The organism is Planctomycetaceae bacterium (assembly GCA_039680605.1).
Lineage (GTDB): Bacteria > Planctomycetota > Phycisphaerae > SM23-33 > SM23-33 > JAJFUU01.
In genome coordinates, this window is sequence record JBDKTA010000050.1 from 1 (window position 1) to 15448 (window position 15448).

Sequence of the window (15448 nt, forward strand, 5' to 3'; positions counted from 1 at the left end):
CGTCGCCGTCGGCGTTAATCTGAAAAACAGACTGTCCATGCGCCCCGCTTCGCTAGTTTTCTGTAAGTCTTTTCGCTCAAAATACCTCTGCGGCCTCTGCGATCTCCGCGGTGAAATATCCGGGCTAAATGAAGAAGTAATTCGTTGTGTGAATTACTTCTTCATTTGGGGCCGTGTACCCTGACCAGCGCAAGTCCGCCGCGACTTTTCCCCAGGACTTCAATCCTGCGTCTTCTGTCTGCGCCGTCGACGAGCTATAATCCCGCCCCATGAGCGAAAAAACCATCATCGTCCCCGTGGACGGCGCGACCAACATCAAGCTCGAAACTCTGGACTTCGACTCGCTGGCCACGTTGGCGTCCGCCTCGGCGGCCTCGCCGGCCTGCACGCACGAGGGGCTGCTGTTCAACGATACCGGAGCCGAACTGGCCTGGTTCGACTCAGCCATCGCCGCTCTCCCCGAGGCGCTGCGGGCGGCTGCCGTCATCGCCCCGGTGGCCCGCGGATGTTCCGGCGGGTTGGTCGATGCGGACAACCGCTTGTGCGAAGTGCCCGGGCGGGACCTGACGCTGTCTTACAGCCAGCGCTTCGACGAGGAAGTGGAGCAGCGTTTCGCCGCCCTGGCGGGCCAGCGCGAGGAGTTCTTCGTCGAGACCGGCTCGATCCGCGACTTTCCCGGAAGCTTGACGCTGCTCAAGCGGTTCGTGTTCGAGGAGATGCGTCGCGGCGAGGCGCTGGCCCGCGCCAAGGCCTTCGGAATCTACGGCGTCCTGATGAGCGGGCACTATCTCGGCGGCGACTACCTCGGCGCCATCGCCGCGGCGGGCAACGAGCACAGCTATTGGATGTGCCACAGCGGCACGCGGAATGTTCAGGCCGCTCCCGGCACGCCCAGCACGGCCGCGGCGAAGGTGCCAGCGTTCGGGCGGCTGGTGCCTGCGCGGGCCGCCGTCGCGTATCGCGCGCTGGGGCAGATGCCCCAATCGCAGGCCGATGCGTTGGGTCTGTCCTGCAGGCCGACAATTGTTCCCGGCGGGCACGACACGTGCCTGTCTCACATCCCGATCATGTCGACGTTCCGCCAGGCGTTTCCGGAGATGGCGGATCGCCCTGTGATCCAGGTCGAGGGCGGGACGTGGACGATGATCGCCCAGATCGGCGGACGGGCGAAGCTCCCGGGCGACGGGTACGCGCGGGACATCCTCGTGCAGGGAACCGTGGACGGACAACCGGTGGTGACAGCGCGGTATGGCGGCGGGAATGATTTCAAACACGTTAAGGAATTGATCGCTCGGAGGACTGGTCCCTCAAGTGACCAGTCCAACGATCAGGGTGAGCGATTGATTGCGGAGATCGCCGCTGCTGCGGACTGCTTCGTCATTCCCAACATCGCCCCGGCGAATCATGGGACCGGACCGTTCCCGGACGTCAAGGGGCGGATCGTCAACGAGCAGGCGTTCTATGCAGATGCTGCGCGAGCAAGCGTCGTGCTTAACCTGACCACGGCGACTATGACCGCCCACCAGGTGCAGGCGATCGCCCAGGACGCGTCCGTCCCGCTGGTGCTGACGGCGGGGGCGTCGAAAGATCCATATTTCGGGCGATTGCTGGCGACGCTGACCGGCCGGGCGACCTACGCGATGTTCGACCGCGATGGCAATACCGTCGCCGAAACTACCACGCTCGGCGCGGCGATCTGCGCCAAGGCCGCCCTTGGGAATGTGCATCCGTATGACATGGATGTCAGCTCGCTGGGCGTGACGTATAAAGCCATGGCGCCGCTGGGAGCTTCCGCCGCCGAGGCGGTGCGGAGGTATCGCGGAAAGTTGATGACCCACGTATGCGCAGCGCCGTAGTCGTAGCTGCGCTTTGCTTTTCGAAAAGCTTCCAAAGCGGCAGCTAAGGCTGCCGCACTCCATATCAGCACAGCGGCCAGGCGTCGGTGGCTGGCGCCAGTTCGGCCACTTCTGCCACCTGTTCGACGAACATGATGACCGGTTCGCCCTTTACGCCGGCTCGCTGGATCATATCCTTGACCGAGTCGAGGTTCATGAACTCCTGTGCCCGCTGCTTGTCCTGGCACTGGAGCATGACGGTGACCCATTCGGGTGCGGCCTCGTCGCGGAATATCCATCCGCGACCGATGCCATACTCGCGCCTCAACTCATCCGACTCCTCGAAAACCCTCTTCCACTGTTCGAAATCGCCTATCTGGTGTCTGACAACAAGAAAGGTGTTCATGGCTCTACCCTCCTTAGAAATTCTAGGAGGATGAATGGATGGATGGATGGATGGATGGGGGGTGGCATGGCGACCCGCAAGAAACAACAACGCGTGTCGCCCATGCCACCGGGGCGGTTTCTTCAATTGGAAATTGGAAATCGGAAATTGGAAATGCTTCAGACGCTGGTCGGCGTGCCATCGGCGCTGCTGGCGCCGCTCTGGTCAGCCGCGATCGAATCTTTCATCTGGTGCCACTCGTCGATCGTCATGGTGACCTCGCGGGCCTGGCTGCCCTTGTATTCGCCCAGCAGTCCGGCCATCGCCATCTGGTCGATGATGCGGCTGGCGCGGGTGTAGCCCACGGCCAGACGCCGCTGCAGCAGCGAGACGCTTCCGCGTTTGGAGGCCAGGACGATCTCGACGGCCTGGTCGAACAGGTCGTCGCGCTCTCCGCTGTCGTCGCCGGAGGGGGAGGCGGACATGTTGGCCAGTTCGACGTTGTATTCGGGTTTGCGGGTCTTGCGAAGCTCGTTGACGACGGCCTTGATCTCGCTGTCGTCCACGTACGTGCCCTGGGCACGGGCCAGGGCGCTCTGACCGGGTTCCAGCAGGAGCATGTCGCCCTGTCCCAGGAGCACCTCGGCGCCGTTGTGGTCGAGTACGATGCGGCTTTCCTGGCGGCTGGCCACGCGGAAGCTGATGCGGCAGGGCATGTTGCTCTTGATGAGGCCGGTCACGACGTTGGCGCTGGGGCGCTGGGTGGCCAGGATCAGGTGGATGCCCACCGCGCGGGCCTTCTGGGCGATGCGGATGATGTGGCCTTCGACTTCCTTGGTCGAGGTCATGATCAGGTCGGCCAGTTCGTCGACGATGATCACGTAATACGGCAGGTGCGTCGTGGCGGTGGCCTTTTCCTCTTCGCTCTCGATGCCCAGGCGCTCGTAGATCTCCTTGGCGGTGAGCTTATTGAAACCGGCGATGTTCTTGACGTTGCATTCCTTGAGCAGCTCGTAGCGCTCGTCCATCTTGGTCGCGGCCCATTCGAGAATGCTCTCGGCCTTGGGCATCTCGTGGACGATGGGGCACAGCAGGTGGGGCACTTCTTCGAAGGCCGCCATCTCGACCATCTTGGGGTCCACCAGGATCAGCCGCACGTCCTCCGGCCGGCGCGTCATCAGCAGCGACATGATGATGGTGTTGATGCAGACGCTCTTGCCCGAGCCGGTGGTTCCGGCGATGAGCATGTGCGGCATGCGGGACAGGTCGGCCACGATCGCCTCGCCGCCGGCGTTCTTGCCCAGATACAGCGGCAGGGCCATCTCGCCCTCGGCCTCGGGCGCCAGGTCCATCAGGCTGCGGATGCGGACGATTTCCTTGTCCATGTTCGGCACTTCGATGCCGATGGTGTCTTTGTTGGGCAGCGGCGAAACCACGCGCACGCCGGGCACGGCCAGCGCGCGGGCGATGTCATTGGCCAGGCTCTGCACCTGGCTGACCTTGACGCCGGCCGACAGCGACAACTCGAACAGTGTGATCACCGGTCCGGTCTGGTACCCGACGACCTGGGCGGCGACGTTGAAATCGTCGAGCGTCTGCTGCAGCACCGCCTGCTTGATCTGGGCCTGGGCGTCCTGCTCGCGGGAGTAGTTCTGCGTGGGCTTGGCCAGCAGATCGGCTGAGGGCAGGATGTAGTCGTCTTTCTTCTTATCGGCCTTGGCGGGCTTGGGCGCCGGGCGAGGCACCTGCACGCGCGGTGCGGGGACCGGGACAGGGCGCAGCGGCGCAGGCGCGGGGCGCTCGACGAGCGGAACCTCGGCGGCCCTGGCCGGACCTGCCACAGCCGTTATCGCCGCGGGCTCGGCGGCCTTGGTCGCAGGCGTCGGGCGGGGCTTGAGCGTGACGATGGTCTTGTCAGCCGCCGGCACGGTCTGGGGCTGCGGGGCGGCCTTGAGGGCCGTCAGAACATCGGGCAGTTGCGGGCGGTTCTGCCAGGCCTTCTTGCCCAGGCCCGGAAGGCGAAGCACCAGGTTATCCGCCGCCAGCATCATCCCCGTACATAGCGAGACGACGACGACGATCCACGCGCCCCACGAGCCCAGGTGGGCCTTGAGCAAGCTGCCCAGACCCATGCCCAGGATACCCGCCGCCGCGTGGAACGGATCGCCCGCCGCGCCGGGACGCACCAGATGGGCGGCCGAACTGGTCGCCGCCACCAGCAGCAGCGTTCCGGCGATGCGCCAGGGCAGGTCCTTGATCTGACCGCCCAGGATGAGAATGAATGTCGCCACCGAAGCGAACAGCAGCCCCATGTACGCGCCGCCGCCGACCCAGTACCGCAGGAACCACGCCAGGTACGAACCGATAACGCCCGCGGCGTTGTGAACTTCAGGAGGATACTTCTGCCCGGACGGCTGATCGGTCGGGCTGAAACTCAGCAGGCTCAGCCATGCCAGCAGCACCAGGCCGCTCATGGCCAGGATGAAGCAGTATCGCACGAAGCGATGCTGCCCCTGCGGCGCCGGCGGAGCCGGCAGCTTTGCCGGCGCGGCGGGAGATTTCGACTTCTTGTCTTTCGTAGCCATCCGTGACTCTATTTCGGATTTTGGATTTCGGATTGCGGATTAGTACTCGGAGCCTGTCCGCAGCGGCGGGATCTAATCCGCAATCCGCGATCCCAAATCCGCAATTCTCACACACCTGTATGCCCGAACCCGCCGGCGCCTCGGGCGGTGGCGTCGAGATCGTCGACCACCTGCACCTGGGCCCGGGTCACCGGGGCGATCACCATTTGGGCGATCCGCATCCCGCGGCGAACCACGAACGGCTCGCTGCCGACGTTGCCCAGGATCACGCACACCTCGCCGCGGTAATCGGCGTCGATCGTGCCCGGCGCGTTGGGCAGCATCACGCCGTGCTTGAGCGCCAACCCGCTCCGCGGCCGAACCTGCGCCTCGTACCCGACCGGCATGGCCATGTAAAATCCGCACGGCACCAGCCGCACCTGGCCGGGGGCAACAGTCACATCCTCGTCGCAGGCGGCGCAGAGATCCATCCCGGCCGCGTGATCGCTCATGTACTGCGGCAGGGGCACGTCAAGGCAACCATCCTTGCGTTTGATCCTTATTTCTATCGGACTGACAGGCATAATCGCTCCAGACAAGGTTCGCTGCCAAACAACCGCGTCGAGCAAACTCGACCGCTAACTCTTCAATCCTCTTAATCGGTTCTTAATCCCGTTAATCCCGCACTCTCCGTCCCTGATCGTTCGCTTGCCCATGGCGACCCGCCGTGCGTGTCGCCATGCCACCCCTCCCGTTAGCGGCGGGGCTTGCCCCGCGCGGTTGTTTCCCCGATCCTGCGTCAGAGAAGAAACGCGCGAGGCAAGCCCCGCCCGTACTTCAAACTTCCTCAAATCGCTGCTTTGATCGTGATCATCTCGCCGCTTCGGCGGCGGAGGGAAATTGTGACGGTCTTGCCGGGCGGGGCGGCTTTGGTCAGCGCCGTCAGCGTGTTGATCGGCTTGCCGCTGATCTTGAGGATCACATCCATCGGCACGAATCCCGCCTTGGCGGCAGCGCTGTCGTCAGGCACCTTCGTCAGCGCCACGCCGATCTCTTCGCTGCGGCCCAGCGACGAGAGGATCTCGTAGCCCTTGACCGGCCGGACCGTGGCGTCCATCCAGGCGAGGGTTTCGGGTTCCTCGTCGGCCCCAGCCCTGGCAGGTGTGGGCAGCTTAGGAGTAGCGGCCTTGGCTTTCAGCGCGGGGCTGACGACGCCGAACTGGTCCATTGGGAAGTTCTTGAAGCCCAGCTTCAATGCCGGCGAGCCCTCCCGCACGCGGTAGTCGCCGGCCGCGGGGTCAACGAACATCGCATCGCCGGTCATCGAATGCTCATCGCGGGCCGATCCGGTCTTGGTCCACGGCTTGGGCTTTTTGCCCGGCGCGTGCAGGAGGTTGTGGTCCACTTCCTTGCCCCAGGGGGAAGCCACGTGGATGGGCTTGTACGGGCGCGAGACGATGTTGCGCCGGAAGACGTCGCCGCTGTTGGCGAACCACACGTGCGGGTGGAAGGAGTTGTCGACCATGATGTTGTTCTCGGCCGTGCGGTAGTAGCCCTCGCGCAGCTTGAGCCCGCCGTGGAGGCAGAGGTTGTTGTAGATGTGGTAGTTCGACGAGCCGTCGTCGAGGTCGATATCCCATCCGTGGTCGCAGCGGAAGCGGTTGTTTCGGATGATCGTGGTTTTACGGGCGTCCCAGAGCGACATTTCGGCAGGACCTTTGGGCCAGAAGCGGTCGCGCCCCCAGGAGTTGAACGAGCCGTGGTCGCCGGTCTCCAGCACGGTGTCGAAGACGTCGTTGAACTCCAGCACGTGCCCGCCCCAGCAGCCGTCGCCGATGTTGATACCCGCCCGCGGGATGCGATAGATGCTGTTGTGGGAGACGGTGATCTCCTCGGCCATGGCGATCTGAACGCCGGCGACCTGCTTCTCGAAGACGCCGATGTCGTGGATGAGATTATCGTGCGCGCGGCATTGCGCGGGGTAGAGATCGGCCTTGGGGCCAGGCGTTCGGTCGATCCGAGGCGCGGCGTCGTGGTCGAAATTGTAGCCCGCTTCGCGCACGGCCTTGGGGCTGCCGACGAAGCAGATCGCGCTGGCGCCGGCGGCGAAGATATGACAGCCGGAGGCTTCGAATCGCAGGTTGTGCTTGTTGACGAAGATCGCGTTGCCGCCGACGCTGTCGAAGGTGCAATTGCGCACGGCGCAGTCATGTGTGTTCTCGGCCAGCACGGCCCCGCAGCGATAAATCGTCCAGTCGCTTCGCAGCAGGGGCTCGCGGGTCTTCATGAACGTGCGGTTGGCGTGCGTGAACGTCAGCCCTTCGAAACTGACGAACTCGACGGGCTTGTCAGCCGAGCCGGCCATCTCGACGAGCGTCTCGAGCACGGGGGCTTCGATGACCGCGTCGGACAGGTCGATCGGCTTGCCGGTTCGCAGGGGCGGCATGACGTACAGCGTGCCGCTGGTGCGGTCGAGGTACCACTCGCCGGGGACGTCGAGCTCTTCGAGCACATTCTCGACAAAGCGGTACAGGTCGTGCGGCGGCGTGATGCGGTTGTTCTGCCAGCCGCCGTCGAGCACGGCCTGCCCGTCCTTCACGCCAGTGATGACGTAGTGCTGGCTGCCCCAGAGGTGCTTCTGCAGGGCGTGCATGTATCCGCCGGCCGGGTCGCGCCAGGTCTTCACCCGCTCGGGCGCAACGACGTCGGCAGCATGCCCGCCCCAGTTGCCGCCCTTGGGATCATAGTTGGGATAGCGAGCCAGAATCTGCCGCTTGCCGTTGACGAACAGTTCTTCAAACGGCCAGGCCCCGTCTTTGGCCTGCGGCACGGCGGCCTTGAAGATGCCGTTCTTCCAGGGCTTCCACGCCAGTTCCAGCCGCCGCCCGCCGCTGAGGACGACCTTCGCGCCCTCGGCCGCGCGATACATGACAGGCGAGTCTTTGCTGCCCGAGTCCGCCGCCGTCAGCTTGAACGTCTGCGGCAGGTAATACGTGCCGGACAGGAGGCTGACCGTGACCGGCTGGGGGGCCTTTCGCTTGATGGAGCGGACCATCGCCCGCGCCTTGTCCAGCGTCGCCAGAGGTTTCTCCCGGGAGCCGGGATTGGAATCGTCGCCGCGCGTGGATACAAAAAGTTCTTGTGCCATGGCCGAGGAAGATAGCAGAAGCAGACCCGCGATTGCCAACGCAATTCGGAGCATCATGCTCTCCTTTCGCCTATGTTCAACCCGCGCTCCTGCGCCGTGTGGCGGTGGGATAGTAAGCCCCAGAGGTCCCGAGTCTCTGACCCGGGATCGCGGTGACGTTGCACATTCATGGCACATTGTTGCACTTTTCACAGCGGTTTTGCGAACGTCCGCATGTACGAGAAAGATCGCTGCGCAGATCCCAATTTGGTGAGTCTCAAAAACCAGATGTCCAGAGGAAGAAGAATATTTTCTTGCTCCGCGCAAAAGCCGGTTTTCATGCTGCGCCAGGCCAAAAGAAGTTTCTGCCTCGGCGAGAATTCTTCTCCAGGCTGTCCAGGAACTATAATAGAGATGTAGAGGCAAGAGCAGGCGCCAAGGAAAGTCTTGGTGCCTTTTTTATTGTCTTGGCACGGGGTTCTATCTGAAGGAGTCTCTCGATGTCGGTATCTGAAGTCGTGCATGATGACAGGCTGTTGGTGCAGATGCTCGCTGACGGCGCGCCTTACCGTCAGATCGCCAAGATCACGGGGCTGTCGGTGTCGATGATCGGCAAGATCGCCCGCGGCGACAATCGCAGGGTGGTCTCGCACCAAGTCCATGAAGTCAAAGAGGCCCGCCGCCAGGCTCTTCGCGACGCGGCCGCCCGACGCGCCGCAGACCTGATGAACGCCCACGTGGAGGAGGGCCTCAAGGCCGGCGGCGAAACGGCGCGCAAGTGCCGCGAATTTATCATCGGCCACCTTCTGGAGCAGGACGACAACCCCGCCGACCTGTTCGACACCCTCCTGGCGGGCCCCGTCGACGCGGCGCGCCCGGCGGCAGGCATTAAACCCAAGGAAGCTCTTTGCTCCCAAGGGGCGGTCTAGATTAAGGGCAAGCGGGCGTTGCTTCTGGAGAATTTTCCCCCGTCCGATATCACGGGGTGCCGGGTTTCATCTGCTGGAATCGTAATTACTCAAGAGGCTGACAAGATGACGAATGGAACCATGCGGGTTTGGGCAGGACTTCTGGCTGTTGCGATTGGCTGCACGATGGCCGCCACGGCCGGGGCCGGCGAGTTGTACGTCAGCACCAAGGGCGCCGACACGGCTGCGGGCACCAAGGCCGCGCCGTTTGCCACCGTGAGCCGCGCGCAGCAGGAAGTCCGCAAGCTCATCGCGGCGGGGCTCAAGGAAGACGTTACTGTCCGGATCGCCCCGGGTGTGTACGAACTGGCGGCGCCGCTGGTGCTGGGGACCGAAGATTCCGGCACGGCTGAGCATAGCGTGACTTACGCCGCCGACGGCGGGGCGGTGGTGATCAGCGGCGGACGGCGCATCGGGGCTTTCAAGGCCGAGGGCAAGGTCTGGACGGCCGACGTGCCGGCCGCCCGCGAGGGCAAGTGGTACTTCCGCCAGCTCTTCGTCAATGGCCGGCGCGCGGTCCGCGCCCGCTCGGGCCAGACGAACATCCGCAAGGCGATCCTCCCACGCAGCCTCAGCAGCTATCGCATCTGGTTCAATAGCGGCGTGGCCGACTGGAAGAATGTCGGCGACGTGGAACTGATCTTCTTCGGCCATTGGGACGTCGGGCGCAAACGCCTGGAGTCGGCGTCGGCGGGCGGGCAGATGGTCGCGTTGGCCGGGCCTCACTTTCCGGCGCTGCTTCAAAACGCGGCCGTGCCGACGCTGCGGGCATACTTCGAGAACGCCCGCGAGCTGCTCGATGAACCCGGCGAGTGGTACCTCGACCGCACCAGCGGGCAGTTGAGCTACATGCCGCTGGCCGGGGAGTCGCCGGCGTCGGCCGAGGCGGTCGCCCCGGCGCTGGACCGCCTGGTGGAGCTCGCCGGCACAAGCGAAAAGCCCGTGCGCAACGTACACTTCCGCGGGCTGTCGTTCCAGCATGCCGACTGGGCGCCGCCGCCGTTCGGTTACCACGGTTTCCAGGCCGGGCGCTACGTCGCCGCTCGCAACGCTGAGCAGCGGCCGCACCCGGGTATCGAGGCGGCGCTGCGCTGGCGCGGCGCCGAGGGGTGCAGCCTCAAACAGTGCAGCGTGAGCTTCGTCGGCGGGGCCGGCGTGGACCTCGGCGAACGCTGCCGCGGCAACGTGATCGAGGGCTGCACGTTCCAGGACATCGGCGGCGGGGCAGTGTGCGTGGGGTCGGCCGTCAGTGACGAGGCCACCGTGGCGACGGGCAACCGCATCGAGGGCAACCTCGTCGAGCGCTGCGCGCTGGACTACCAGGGCGCGGTGGGGATCTGGGCGGGGTTCAGCCGCGGGACGGTGATCCGCCACAACGAGGTGCGCGAGTTGCCGTACACGGGCATCTCGGTCGGCTGGCAGTGGGGCGACAGCCCGACGGTCTGCCGCGACAACATCATCGAGTTCAACCTCGTGCATCACGTGATGAACATGCTCGGCGACGGTGGCGGCATCTACACGCTTGGGGCCCAGCCGGGTTCGGTGATCCGCGGCAACGTGATCCGCGACGTGCCTCGCAGCCCCTACCCGCGCGGGTACGCCAACTTCGGCCTGTACCTCGACCAGGGTTCCAAGGGCTTCAATGTGGCGGACAATCTGGTCTACAACATCGCCCAGGGCCCGCTGCGGATGAACCGGATCCCCAAGGAGAACCAGACCTGGGGCGAGAACGTCTTCGAAAATGGTCCCGCCCCCGAGACGCCCGCCGCGAAGGCGATCCTGAAGAAAGCCGGCCTGCCGGCGAAGCAAAATTGAAAAGACTCACCGCAGAGGTCGCAAAGAACGCAGAGAATGAAACATGGAAACACCGGTTCGATCGGGAGTGGGGTGGATAGACGCGGCATTTGATCTTTGCGTGCGCTTTCTCATGTGGCTGGCGGGCGTGCTGGGCATCAGCTACAACGAGATCAACGTCTGGATATTCTGCGTGCTCTGGCCGGTCCTCACGCTGGTGCTGATCGTGGCCGTCATCTGGCAATGGCGAAAGATTCGAGGCCTGAAGATGCAGCTCAGCAAAGTCTAGAATGGGGGCGCTTTGTCCGGGGAAGAAACAACGTCAGCCGCCGAAGAGCAGCAGGATTTTGTGTAATCCCGCCGCACGATCTCTTGCGTCCGAAGGACGCATATTCGTCGGCCCAGGGCAGAGCGCAGCGCCGCCCTGGGGAGTCGTTGCCCAATATGTTCTGAGCCCTGAAAGGGCGAAACATCATCGGGTGCCGCCCTTTCAGGGCTCGGACCGTGAGGCGAGCGAACCCAGGGCTGCGTCACTCGCTTCCGCTCGCGACTGCGCCCTGGGCTGGCGAATTGCAGGCCTTCGGCCTGCGTTATTCCATTATTCCATTACTCCATTATTCCATTTTTCCTGCCAACGGTGTAGTGTGGCCGCCTTGACCGCTGAGCGGTCTGTATAAAAGGATGGCATCGATGAGCAACTACTTCACGTACACCGGTTCGCGGCTGAACACGATCTCGTTTCCCCTGGGCGGCATCGGCACGGGGTGCGTCGGGTTGTCCGGCACGGGGCGGCTGGTCGACTGGGAAATCTTCAACAAGCCCAACAAGAACAGCATGCTGGGCTTTTCGCACTTCGCCATCAAGGCTGAGGCCGGCGGGCAACTGCTCGACAGCCGCGTCATGAACGGCGATCTGCCACCGCCGTACATGGGCGGCGGAATGGGCCCCGGGCGCGAGACGCTGGCCGGCGTGCCGCACTTTTCCAAGTGCGAGTTTCAAGGCGAGTTCCCCATCGCCAGGCTCACGCTGACCGACCGCAAGTTCCCCGGCGCCGTCACCGTCAAGGCGTTCAACCCGTTCATCCCGCTCAACGAGGACGACTCGGGCATCCCGGCGGCGTTCTTCGAGGTCGAGGTCAAGAACCCCACCAAAAAGAAGATCAACTACACGCTGTGCCTGACGGTGCAAAACCCGCTGGCCGGCGGGACGGCCAACACATTCGCCGCCAATGGCAAGATCAAGCAGATCAACCTGTCCAGCGTCTCGCTGCCCAAGGAAGACGTCAAGTACGGCGACATGACGGTGGCCACCGACGCGGCCGACGTGAGCTACCAGGAATACTGGTTCCGCGGCGCGTGGTTCGACAACCTGGGCGTCTACTGGCGCGACCTGCGAGAGCAGGGCAAGCTCAAGAACCGCACCTACACGCCGTCCGACAAGGCCGGCGGCGACCACGCGACGCTGGCGGCACACGTCACGGCAGCGCCGGGCAAGACCGTCAAGGCCCGCTTCGTCATCGCCTGGAACTTCCCCAACTGTGAGAACTACTGGAACCCGGTTCGCTGCGACAGCGGCGCCTGCTGCAACGACAGCACCAAGTGCGGCGACGGGATCAACCATGAGGCCAACCGCTGGAAGAACTATTACGCCACGCTCTTTGCCGACTCCAAGGCCACGGCGAACTACTGCCTGACGCAGTGGGACCGGCTCGAGAGCCAGACGCAGGCGTTCAAGGATGCGCTGTTCGGCTCGGACCTGCCCGCGGCGGCGATCGACGCGGTGTCGGCGAACATCTCGCTGCTCAAGAGCCCGACGTGCCTGCGGATCGACGACGGGACGTTCTACGGTTGGGAAGGCTGCCACTGCAACAGCGGTTGCTGCGAGGGAAGCTGCACGCACGTGTGGAACTACGCCTACGCCATGCCGTTCCTGTTCCCGCACCTGGAGCGGACGGTTCGCGACGCGGACTTCCAGTACAACTACGCCGACGACGGGAGTATGGGCTTCCGCATCCAACTGCCGCTGGGGCGAGCGCGCTCGACGATGCGCCCCTGCGTCGACGGGCAGTTCTGCGGCGTCGTCAAGGCGTATCGCGAATGGAAGATCTGCGGCGACGACGCCTGGCTCAAAGGCCACTGGCCCAAGATCAAGAAGAACATCGAGTGGGCCTGGTCGCCTGAAAATTACGACATGTGGGACCGCGACAAGGACGGCGTGCTCGAAGGCCGCCAGCACCACACCCTCGACGTCGAGCTGTTCGGCCCCAGCAGTTGGCTCAACAGCTTCTACCTCGCGGCCCTGAAGGCGGGCATCGAGATGGCCGAGTATCTCGGCGACGCGGCCGCGGCGGCCGAATATCGCGAGGTCTTCGACAAGGGCAAGGCCTGGGTCGACAAGAACCTCTTCAACGGCGAGTACTACCACCAGAAGATCGACGTGTCCGACAAGGGCATCCTGGACAAGCTCGCCGCCACCGGCCTGGAGCAGCACAAGGGCATCGACTATTACTGGGACGGCGAGCACGGCCAGATCAAGTACCAGATCGACCACGGCTGCGCGCTGGACCAGATCCTGGGCCAGTGGCACGCGAACCTCTGCGGCCTGGGCGACGTGCTCGACCCGGCGCAGGCGCGCAAGGCCGCCAAGTCGCTCTATCGCTACAACTTCAAGAAGTCGATGCGCGACGTGTTCAACGCCTGCCGCATCTACAGCCTCAACGACGAAGGCGGGCTGATGATCTGCGAATGGCCCAATGGCGCCGAAAAGCCGGCCTGCCCGCTGACCTACGCCGAAGAGACGATGAACGGCTTCGAGTACAGCGGCGCCATCACCATGATCCAGTACGGCCTGGTGAAGGAAGGCCTCGAGGCCGTCGCGGCTGTCCGCCAGCGGTATAACGGCGAGAACCGCAATCCGTGGGACGAGATCGAGTGCGGGCACAACTACGCCCGCTCGATGGCCAGCTTCGCCCTGCTTCCGGCGCTGAGCGGGTTCCAGTTCGACATGCCGCGCAAGACCATCGGCTTCAATCCGGTCATCGAGGGCAAGGGCGGCAAGTTCGACTGCCTCTGGTCGCTCGAAGGCGCCTGGGGCATGTTCCGCAAGTCGCGCAAGAGCGTGGCCGTCGAAGTTACCGCCGGCAAACTCACGCTGGCGGCGCTGAACCTGCCCTTCCTGGTCAAGAGCAAAATCAAGAGCGTGACGCTGGGCAAGAAGAAGGTCGTCTGCACGATCGAAGGCGGCCGGCTGGTCTTTGCCACGCCCGTGACCATCGATCCCAAGGCCGCACTGACAGTGACGATGTAATCGCCCCGACTGCGGTGCGGAAACGGTCTCTGGCGTTGCCTTGGGGCTTCGCTATAATTAGGCCGCCATAAGGTGGAGAACAGCAATGATCAGATTTGCATGGGTTCTGTTGGCCGCTGCGGCGGCGACCGGGTGCGGACAGGCGCCGCTGGAAGTGGGGCAGACGCGCCCGCTGGGACCGGTTTCGTATGATGACGCGTTCGAGGCCGCCAAAGCGGTCATGAACGAGTACTACACCGTGGAAACGGCCGACCCGGTCAGCGGGACGATCACCTCGGCGGGCAAGAACATCGAGCTGCCCAGCGAGCGGCTGATCTCTGGGGCTGTTGGGGCGCCGGGTTCGCCGGCCAGACAGCAGGCGCGGTTGATCATCACGCGCAGCGGCGACCTGGTCGAGGCTCGGGCGGTTGTGGCGATCCAGCGCCAGCAGGGGGAGATCTTCCGCCTGTATTCCGCCCAGCGCGAGAACTACAGCGGCTCGCCGGGCAATCGCAACCCCGGCGAACTCTACGGCGCGCCCTCCCTGCAGCAGCAGGAAGTGTGGGAGACTACCGGCTACGACAGCGAGACGGCCGACCGCATGCTCCAGAGCCTCTACGACAAGCTGCATCGCAAAGCCCCGACCACGCAGCGGTATACAAAGTGAGCATCAAGATCGCCGTCGTTCAGATGCCCATCATTCCCGGCGAGCCGGACATGAATCGCCGCAAGGCTCTGGACATGACGGCAGAGGCTCTGGCCGGCGGGGCGGATATCGTTCTACTGCCCGAGGGCATGCTCATGGGCTACACTTCCCGCATGCCCGATCTGGCCGAGCCCGTCAACGGCCCGACTACCCAGGCGTTTCAGTCGCTGCTGGCCGGGTCGCGCGCCATGGTGCTCTACGGTCTGACCGAGCGTGCCAACTATGACTGCTACCTCGCCGCCACCCTCGTCGGCGCCGGCGGCGTGATGGCGCACTATCGCAAGACGCACCTGTGGTGGGCGTCTGACGGCCTGCGCGAGGAAGCGGCATTCTTCAAGCCCGGGCACCACCTGACGACCTTCGACGTCAAGGGCTTCAAGGCCGGCGTGATGATCTGCTACGACGGCGACTTTCCCGAGCTGACCCGCACCTACGCCACGATGGGCTGCTCGATGGTCTTCTGGATGAACAACCGCGGCAGCCGCGGACACGGCGAAACAGCGCCGCTGTCGCTGGCCAATTCAATGATCATGGCCGCCTCGTGCCCCTGCGGCAAAGACGAAGCGGACCGCCCCTGCGGCGGCGGCAGCAATATCACCGGTCCTTACGGGAACCTGCTGGCCGAGATCTGGAACGATGAAGGCGTGATCTATGCCGACGTGGATCCCCAGGCCGCCCTCGATCACCGCAAGAGCAACCCCTGGTACCGAGGCCGCCGGCGGGAACTGTATAGACAGTTGTGAGTGGTGAGTGGTGAGTGGTGAGATTTCGGCCCGAAGGGCCG

12 protein-coding genes are annotated in these 15448 nt (G+C 64.2%); 8 read left to right on the forward strand and 4 right to left on the reverse strand.

Going from position 1 to position 15448, the window contains the following annotated elements; all coding sequences use genetic code 11:
• On the forward strand, nucleotides 1-184 hold a 184-nt coding region (locus ABFD92_15640; GenBank protein ID MEN6505970.1), incomplete at its 5' end, for a hypothetical protein.
• Between the two features lie 85 nt (nucleotides 185-269).
• Nucleotides 270-1856 (forward strand): hypothetical protein, encoded by a 1587-nt coding sequence (locus ABFD92_15645; protein ID MEN6505971.1) that lies wholly within the window; start codon nucleotides 270-272, stop codon nucleotides 1854-1856.
• A gap of 64 nt (nucleotides 1857-1920) precedes the next feature.
• On the opposite strand, the gene ABFD92_15650 is transcribed toward ABFD92_15645, so the two are convergent.
• From ABFD92_15650 to ABFD92_15665, 4 genes are all read right to left on the reverse strand, one after another.
• Nucleotides 1921-2241, reverse strand: a complete 321-nt coding sequence (locus ABFD92_15650) for a hypothetical protein (protein ID MEN6505972.1) — start codon at nucleotides 2239-2241, stop codon at nucleotides 1921-1923.
• Nucleotides 2242-2399: 158 nt separating this feature from the next.
• Nucleotides 2400-4805 carry a DNA translocase FtsK 4TM domain-containing protein gene (locus tag ABFD92_15655; GenBank protein MEN6505973.1) on the reverse strand — a complete coding sequence of 802 codons (2406 nt, stop codon included), beginning with the start codon at nucleotides 4803-4805 and terminating at the stop codon, nucleotides 2400-2402.
• Between the two features lie 107 nt (nucleotides 4806-4912).
• Nucleotides 4913-5368: a dUTP diphosphatase gene (dut, locus tag ABFD92_15660; protein ID MEN6505974.1), complete on the reverse strand. Its 456-nt coding sequence runs from the start codon at nucleotides 5366-5368 to the stop codon at nucleotides 4913-4915.
• 263 nt (nucleotides 5369-5631) lie between these two features.
• A complete protein-coding gene (locus tag ABFD92_15665; GenBank protein ID MEN6505975.1) occupies nucleotides 5632-7989 on the reverse strand; it encodes a PDZ domain-containing protein in 2358 nt (785 codons plus the stop codon).
• Between the two features lie 422 nt (nucleotides 7990-8411).
• Between ABFD92_15665 and ABFD92_15670 the strand changes: the two genes are divergently transcribed.
• The 6 genes from ABFD92_15670 to ABFD92_15695 all read left to right on the forward strand — a co-directional run bounded on the left by ABFD92_15670 (nucleotide 8412) and on the right by ABFD92_15695 (nucleotide 15407).
• Entirely contained in the window at nucleotides 8412-8840 is a 429-nt protein-coding gene (locus tag ABFD92_15670) for a hypothetical protein (protein MEN6505976.1), read from the forward strand.
• A 105-nt stretch (nucleotides 8841-8945) separates the two neighbouring features.
• Complete coding sequence (locus tag ABFD92_15675; GenBank protein MEN6505977.1) at nucleotides 8946-10694, forward strand: right-handed parallel beta-helix repeat-containing protein; 1749 nt, start codon at nucleotides 8946-8948, stop codon at nucleotides 10692-10694.
• Between the two features lie 100 nt (nucleotides 10695-10794).
• On the forward strand, nucleotides 10795-10962 hold the full coding sequence (locus ABFD92_15680) for a hypothetical protein (GenBank protein MEN6505978.1): 168 nt from the start codon (nucleotides 10795-10797) through the stop codon (nucleotides 10960-10962).
• Nucleotides 10963-11363: 401 nt separating this feature from the next.
• Nucleotides 11364-13979 (forward strand): GH116 family glycosyl-hydrolase, encoded by a 2616-nt coding sequence (locus ABFD92_15685; GenBank protein MEN6505979.1) that lies wholly within the window; start codon nucleotides 11364-11366, stop codon nucleotides 13977-13979.
• An 85-nt stretch (nucleotides 13980-14064) separates the two neighbouring features.
• The gene (locus tag ABFD92_15690; GenBank protein ID MEN6505980.1) at nucleotides 14065-14625 is read left to right on the forward strand and encodes a hypothetical protein; all 561 of its coding nucleotides are present in this window, start codon (nucleotides 14065-14067) and stop codon (nucleotides 14623-14625) included.
• A complete protein-coding gene (locus ABFD92_15695; protein MEN6505981.1) occupies nucleotides 14622-15407 on the forward strand; it encodes a carbon-nitrogen hydrolase family protein in 786 nt (261 codons plus the stop codon). The genes ABFD92_15690 and ABFD92_15695 overlap by 4 nt, the downstream gene beginning before the upstream one ends.
• The last annotated feature ends 41 nt before the right edge of the window (nucleotides 15408-15448 follow it).